Origin of the sequence: uncultured Campylobacter sp., from assembly GCF_937997595.1 — a bacterium.
Taxonomy (GTDB): domain Bacteria; phylum Campylobacterota; class Campylobacteria; order Campylobacterales; family Campylobacteraceae; genus Campylobacter_B.
Map to the genome: position 1 here is coordinate 1 of NZ_CALKTS010000344.1, position 6,234 is coordinate 6,234.

Genomic DNA, 6,234 nt, shown 5'->3' on the forward strand with positions numbered 1-6,234 from the left:
TCTGCCAAGCAAAATTTTAGCAAGCTCCGCAAAAAGCGTCCGAAAGACGCCGCAAATTAGCCTATATTCTCTCCCGCTATCATACCAAACGTTAAGCAGTCAGCAATCGCCACGCTACCTAAGCGGCTAGCTCCGTGTACGCCGCCGGTGATCTCGCCTGCAGCAAATAGTCTAGGGATCGGCATCTCGGTTTTTAGCGAGATGACCTGGGCTTTGGTATTGATGTCGATACCGCCCATCGTGTGGTGGAGCTTCGGCGTGCCGCGTATAGCGTAAAAAGGCGGTTTAGAAACGTCATAGCCGTCAGTAGTAGTTTTATCTAAAGGCTTGCCAAAGTCATCATCTTTGCCTGCTTTTACGAAGCCGTTATAGCGCTCGACGGTCTTTTTTAGCTCATCGGCTGGAATTTTATAAAATGCCGCAATTTCATCGATGCTATCAAATTTTTTTAAAATTCCCGAATTTAAAGGCTTTTCGAGCTGCTCGGGAAGTAGGGCTTTTACGCCGTTTGCGTCGCAGAAATTTATCGGATAGTTGCCGTCGGTACCGATGACCTTAAACATCGCCTGAGCCCTAGTGCGGCGGTCGGCTAGCTCGTTCATATAGCGTTTGCCCGTTTTAGGGTTTACCGAGATGCCGTAGCGGAAGCTTGCATTTACGTTAAACAACGAACCTACTCCGAAACCTTTTTCATCTGGGCAAGCCCATGGGCCAAACTGTATCCAGCTAAGCTGCACGGGAATCGCACCGATTCTAAAGGCTTCTTTCATCGCGCCCGCCGTAGCGCCGGGATGATTTGTGCTATCCGTTTCTTTGGTTATCGAAGGGTCTTGCACCTCTCTAAAAAATACGTCGCGACAAAATCCGCCCGCTGCCAAAACTACGCCTTTTTTGGCTTTGATCGTCTTTTTCTCGCCGCTTGTATTTTCGACATCGTCTTTTAGACTATTTGGGTCAAATTTGTAGTTTTCTCTGATAATTACGCCCTCTACGCCGCCATCCTCGCCTAAAACGAATTCATCAAATTTTGCTCTTTGTCTAAGCTCCGCACCCTGTAAATTTTTAAAATACTCGACCATCGGCTGAACGATGCCCGAGCCGCTGCCGTTAGTAGTTTGAACGGTTCTTGGGACGGAGTGACCTCCCAGATGCGAGAGTTTATCTATGTATTTTACGCCGCATTTTATGGTGAGCTTATACGCGTCTTGCGCGCGGGTAGCGATGGTATCGATGAGATCGACGTGGTTTAGGCCCCGACCCGCTTTCAGGCAGTCTTTGATAAAAAGCTCGTTGCTATCTTTCACGCCCTCTGCTTTTTGTTTGTCGTTATTGGGCACTGCAAATAAGCCGCCGTTGATGACGCTGTTGCCGCCGACGCGTCCCATTTTTTCTAGGATTAGGACTTTATTGCCCTTTTCGGCTGCGGTGATACCAGCTGCTAGTCCTGCAAAACCGGAACCAACGATGACTACGTCCCACTCTTCGTCAAATTTGACGTCTTTAGCGTTAACCGCAGCATTTGCGTTTACGGAGCCGAGCGCTAAAGCTCCCGCGCCAACTAGGCTCATTTTGAGCAGATCACGTCTTGAAACGTTTTCCATGATGTCTCCTTTATTTTACCGTTATACGGTTTTTTCAGATGCCTAATTTTGGGAGAATTATACCCAAAGTTAAATAAAAGCAAAATAATATTATTTAAAAATTGTTTTTAAATTTTAAAAAACCGCCGCCGCTAAAAAGCCGCTTATCGGCTGCTTGCTAGTTCTAAATTTAGTCAAATTTTAAATTTAAATCTCTACTAAAATTTTGTGCGCTATGAAAGCGTGTATCCTGCGCCGGATAAAAGACCCGCAAAGCAGGTCTTCATTTCTCGCAAAGCTTGCCGCATGCGTCGGCGCGGCATCTGCTGCAGTGAGTCATCTGCGCCATTGAGCCGCCGATTAGATTTCGCATGCTGCGAATTTCTTCATTCGAGGGCGATTTGATATTTGCAAAAGGGGTGCCATGCACGGGGATCATCGCCATGCAGTTCATAATATCGGCCTGCCACTCTTTGGCTTTTTTCGCGATTTCGGGGACGTGATCCATATTTACGCCAGGTATTACGACCGTATTGATCTTTACGATCATACGGGCTTCTTTTAGTTTGCGAATCCCTTCCTCTTGGCGCTCCCCAAGAATTCTAGCACCCTCTTCGCCGTGATAAATTTTGTTTTTGTGGCGCACCCACGCATAAATTTTGCCGCCCACTTCGGGCGTTACGGCATTAACGGTTACGGTCACGTGGCTCACGCCGATGCGCACGATATCATCCACGTGCTCGGGCAGGGACAGGCCGTTTGTGGATAGGCAAAGTAGGGCGTGAGGGAAGCGGGCTTTGCATTTTTCAAAAGTCGCTAGGGTCTTATCGGCATCGCACATAGGATCTCCGGGCCCTGCGATACCGATGACCGAGATATCTTGCCTAAATTTAAATAGATTTTCCACGTATAGCGCGGCCTCGTCCGGGCTTTGCACCCTCCCCGTTACGCCGGGTCGATTTTCGTTGGCGCAGTCGTAGATGCGGTTGCAAAAATTGCATTGGATATTACAATGCGGCGCTACGGGAAGGTGCACGCGCCCGTAGGCGGCGGACGCTTTTTTGCTAAAGCAGGGGTGGTTGTCGAAGGAGGGTTTGGCGAAAAAATTCATCAATCTTTTTTCCTTCCGAATTTGATGGCGTCCGCGTGGCAAACATCCATACAATCGCCGCAGTTTGTGCAGTTCATCTCGTCCGGTCTCGTGCCCATTTCGCATTTGCGCAAACAGGCGTTGCAGTTATCGCAGGCGTCTGTTTTATAAACGCGAAATATTGAAATTTTACGCAGCAGCTCCATTATGCCGCCGCTAGGACAGGCGAAGCGGCACCATAAATTTGCGACGATCAAGGACGCGGCGATGAGAGCTACGACGACGGCGGTGCGAACTGCCCAGTACCAGTCGGAAAATTTAAAGGACATGATAACGGCGTTTAGGTACTCGTCGCTGGTGCGGATAGGGATCATGACGCGAGGATTGCCGTAGATAAAATATACGCCCGCGCTAAGCAAAACGGCTAGAACCATGCCTATTTGCACATATCGTAGCTTCCTGTTATTTTTTAGCTTAAGCTTAAAAGCGGCAAATTTGCCGAGCATTTGATTGACGAATCCGCCCGGGCAAAGCCAGCCGCAAAACGCGCGCCCGAGGAAAATAACCAGCACGGGTATAAACAGCCAAAAGCCGAAAAACACGGTCGCGATCCGCCCCCAGCACGTAACGATCGGACAGGATTGGCAGTTTACGAAAGGCACGATAAATGGGCATCTAAAAATCCCGTAATACGCCCATTGTCCGATCGCGCCGATAAAAATCAGCTGCACCAAACGACGAATTTTAGTTAGCCTAGAGACTTTTTTCATCTTTGCCATATTTACTATACTAAACATCTTTTACACCAAACCTTTCTATGAGTTCAAGCCCACGCGCCGAATGGATGGAGGTAAAGCCGTGTCGCTCAAAAATTTCCTGCCCGTCCGAGCAGACGAAGTCCGCAAAGTCATCGGCAAGCTTCTCGTCTTTTACGTATTTCATGATATTTAGCGTAAAGGTAAGCGGCCCCGGCGGGATGAGTTTCTCGTCGATAGGCATATATTCGATTTTGTCTTTAAATCTATCGTGCGTCGTTAGGCGCTTTTCGATGATGGACGCATCACCCTTGCCATCTACCAGATCGCACATCATAGTAATTACGCACGCTCCGTTGGCGACCATATTTTTCATAACAGGCTCGGTAAGACCTGAATTTTTCAAAATTCCCTTTACCGGTCCGCTACCCGGAGGCGAAGCCCTTAGCGGCAACATCACCCGCACGCCGGGTTCCGCTAGATCTTTTAGATCGCGAATTCCTGCGGGATTACCCTTTGGCACTACTAAAACGTAGTCGGTAAAACACAGCGGTCTAAAGCGAAGGCTAAGGCCAACCTTGCGTAGTTTTTGAGAGAGCTCCAAAACGCGAGCGCCGAAAACCTCCGTCTTGCCCTGCAAGGCTAGCAGCGACTTCCCGAGCGCCCCCGCAAAGGCGCCGGTGTACTGGATATTATGCCCCGTTTTGGACTCGTACGCTGCGTTTATCTGCGCAAAAGCCTCAGATAAACCTCCGCACGACCAAACTTGCAGCGAATCAGGCTTAAACGGCGTGAAGCCGGCGAGCATCGATTCGGGTCTGGCGATGGCTGCCGCTGCCAAAGCTCCTTTTAAAAAGCCGCGACGAGATGCGTCTACTTCTTTAAATTTCATCTAACCTCTCCTTTCTTTGGTTTGTTTTTAAATTTAGAAAATTCTTCATTTTAAAATTTCGAGCCACCCGCTTAAAGCAGTTCTATAAACGCTTCTAGACGCGTGCGAATTTGCCCGACGTCCTGTTTGGAGTAGTCGGTCTCCAAGCTCATATAGTTCGCTCCCGCTTCGCGGCTCGCCTCTTTGATCCTGTTCGTTTCGATCGCGTAGGTGTGGCAGCCGCTTAACACGACGTCAACGACGCCGTGGGCTTGATACTCGCGGATAAATTCCTTGATAATATCGCCTCTGGCGTCGTTTTGATACATCACCGAACATGGAATTTTAAGGTAACGCTCGGCGATATTTGCGACCAGATCGCCCTTTGTTTGCACTTGGTTTTGATAGCCTTTGGTGCCGGAGCAGTTTTCAAAGGCCACTACGTCCGCGCCCAGCTCCTCTATCTGCTTGATAACCTTCTCATACACGCCTCCGCTTGGACAGCCGGTGATGATGATCCGCTTTTTGCGAGTTTTTGGCGGCGTCATCTCCTTTGCGGCGGCTATGTAGGCGCGTATCATTTTAAGCTTCTCCTGCTTGTCGTATATGAAGTCGCTCGCAAATGAAATTTGATGAATTTCGCTGCCCGCTACCGGCATCGGATTTAGTTTGCCAAGCTCTAAAAGCTCCAACATCACCTTGCGCTCTTCGTTGTAAATTTGCACCGCATCGAGCAGCGCTTCATCGGTGATTTTCGTATCAAATTTTTGCTCTAAAACTTTACGAAATTCCCTAAGCTCGTCGGTAAAAAGCTCCAAGCTCTTGCCGTCTCTCATATTAGGCAGTTGCAACACGTGGACGTCCTTGTGCTTTGCCAGCAGCTCATACATCTTTTTCTTGCCGTCGCAGGTCGTTTCGCCTATGACGAGATCGCTGGCGTTCATATAGGGGCATTTTTTCGTAACCGCGTAGCCGTAGCTTGCTTTGATTAGTGGGCAAAGATTGCGCGGAAGCTCCGCGTGAGCGGCGTCTATCGGGCTCTCGTCATAGGCACAAAGCCCAACCGGCACGGCGCCCGCGGCGTAAATGAGCTCCTTTGGCGAATAGGTGCAAAACATTCCCACTACGTGTTTGCCTTGCTCTTTTAGATCGTGCAGAGCCATTGCGTTGCGCTTTTTAAGCGCGTCAAAATCCATCTTCATCTCGTCTCCTTTGAAATTTCATTTGCTTTGCGTGCGCCGATAAGCGAAGCGCCCATCGCGCCGCAGTAGATTGCGTTTTCGTGAGTAAAAATCTCAGCCCCCAGATGCTCGCCTAGAAGCTGTTTGAAGAGCGGCACGTTGCTAAGCCCGCCGCTTAAAAAATAAATTTGATTTTCCAGCCGTTTGATGAGAGAGGCGACCTTGTGCGCGGACGAGTCCACGATGGCGTAGGCGATCTCGCTCGTTTCGGCTCCGTTTGCGCTTAGCGAGACGATCTCGCTCTCGGCAAAAACAGTGCAGGTCGAGCTAATTTTAATCGCGGGATTTTTGCGGGCGGTTTTGTAAATTTCGCTCAGCTCTAGCCCCAGGCGGCCCGCGCTGATCTCTAAAAATTTGCCCGTACCCGCCGAGCATTTGTCGTTCATGATGAAGTCCGTAGGCTTGCCACCTTCTATTTTGATAGCCTTGGTGTCCTGCCCTCCCACATCTATGACGGTGCAGTCTTTCTCGAACAAAAAGTGCGCCCCAAGGCCATGGCATAAAATTTCGCTCATGCTAAGCTGCGCGTACTCTATGCTGACGCGTCCGTAGCCCGTAGCCGTTACGAAGCCCCCTGCGTAGCCTTTTTGCTCTAAAATTTGCTTGATCTGCCGCGCGACTCTAACTGCGCTAAAGCCGCTAGGTAGCAAAAACAGCTCGCAAAATTTGCCGCGCTCGTCCATAACGGCGACCTTTG

6 protein-coding genes are annotated in these 6,234 nt (G+C 49.6%); all 6 read right to left on the reverse strand.

Translation table 11 applies throughout. From position 1 onward, the window contains the following. Positions 1 to 56: 56 nt before the first annotated feature. The gene (locus Q0614_RS11645) at positions 57 to 1,601 is read right to left on the reverse strand and encodes a flavocytochrome c (protein ID WP_297914995.1); all 1,545 of its coding nucleotides are present in this window, start codon (positions 1,599 to 1,601) and stop codon (positions 57 to 59) included. Between the two features lie 262 nt (positions 1,602 to 1,863). Further along, positions 1,864 to 2,691 (reverse strand): radical SAM protein, encoded by an 828-nt coding sequence (locus tag Q0614_RS11650; protein ID WP_298788883.1) that lies wholly within the window; start codon positions 2,689 to 2,691, stop codon positions 1,864 to 1,866. After that, complete coding sequence (locus Q0614_RS11655; RefSeq protein ID WP_298788875.1) at positions 2,691 to 3,467, reverse strand: 4Fe-4S binding protein; 777 nt, start codon at positions 3,465 to 3,467, stop codon at positions 2,691 to 2,693. The genes Q0614_RS11650 and Q0614_RS11655 overlap by 1 nt, the downstream gene beginning before the upstream one ends. Further along, on the reverse strand, positions 3,460 to 4,317 hold the full coding sequence (locus tag Q0614_RS11660) for a substrate-binding domain-containing protein (protein ID WP_298788877.1): 858 nt from the start codon (positions 4,315 to 4,317) through the stop codon (positions 3,460 to 3,462). Before Q0614_RS11660 ends, Q0614_RS11655 begins: the two co-directional genes overlap by 8 nt. A 71-nt stretch (positions 4,318 to 4,388) precedes the next feature. Further along, positions 4,389 to 5,498, reverse strand: coding sequence for a double-cubane-cluster-containing anaerobic reductase (locus Q0614_RS11665; protein WP_298788879.1), 1,110 nt, complete (start codon positions 5,496 to 5,498; stop codon positions 4,389 to 4,391). Further along, a partial coding sequence (locus Q0614_RS11670; protein ID WP_298788881.1) for an acyl-CoA dehydratase activase occupies positions 5,495 to 6,234 on the reverse strand: 740 nt, incomplete at its 5' end. The genes Q0614_RS11665 and Q0614_RS11670, both read right to left, overlap by 4 nt.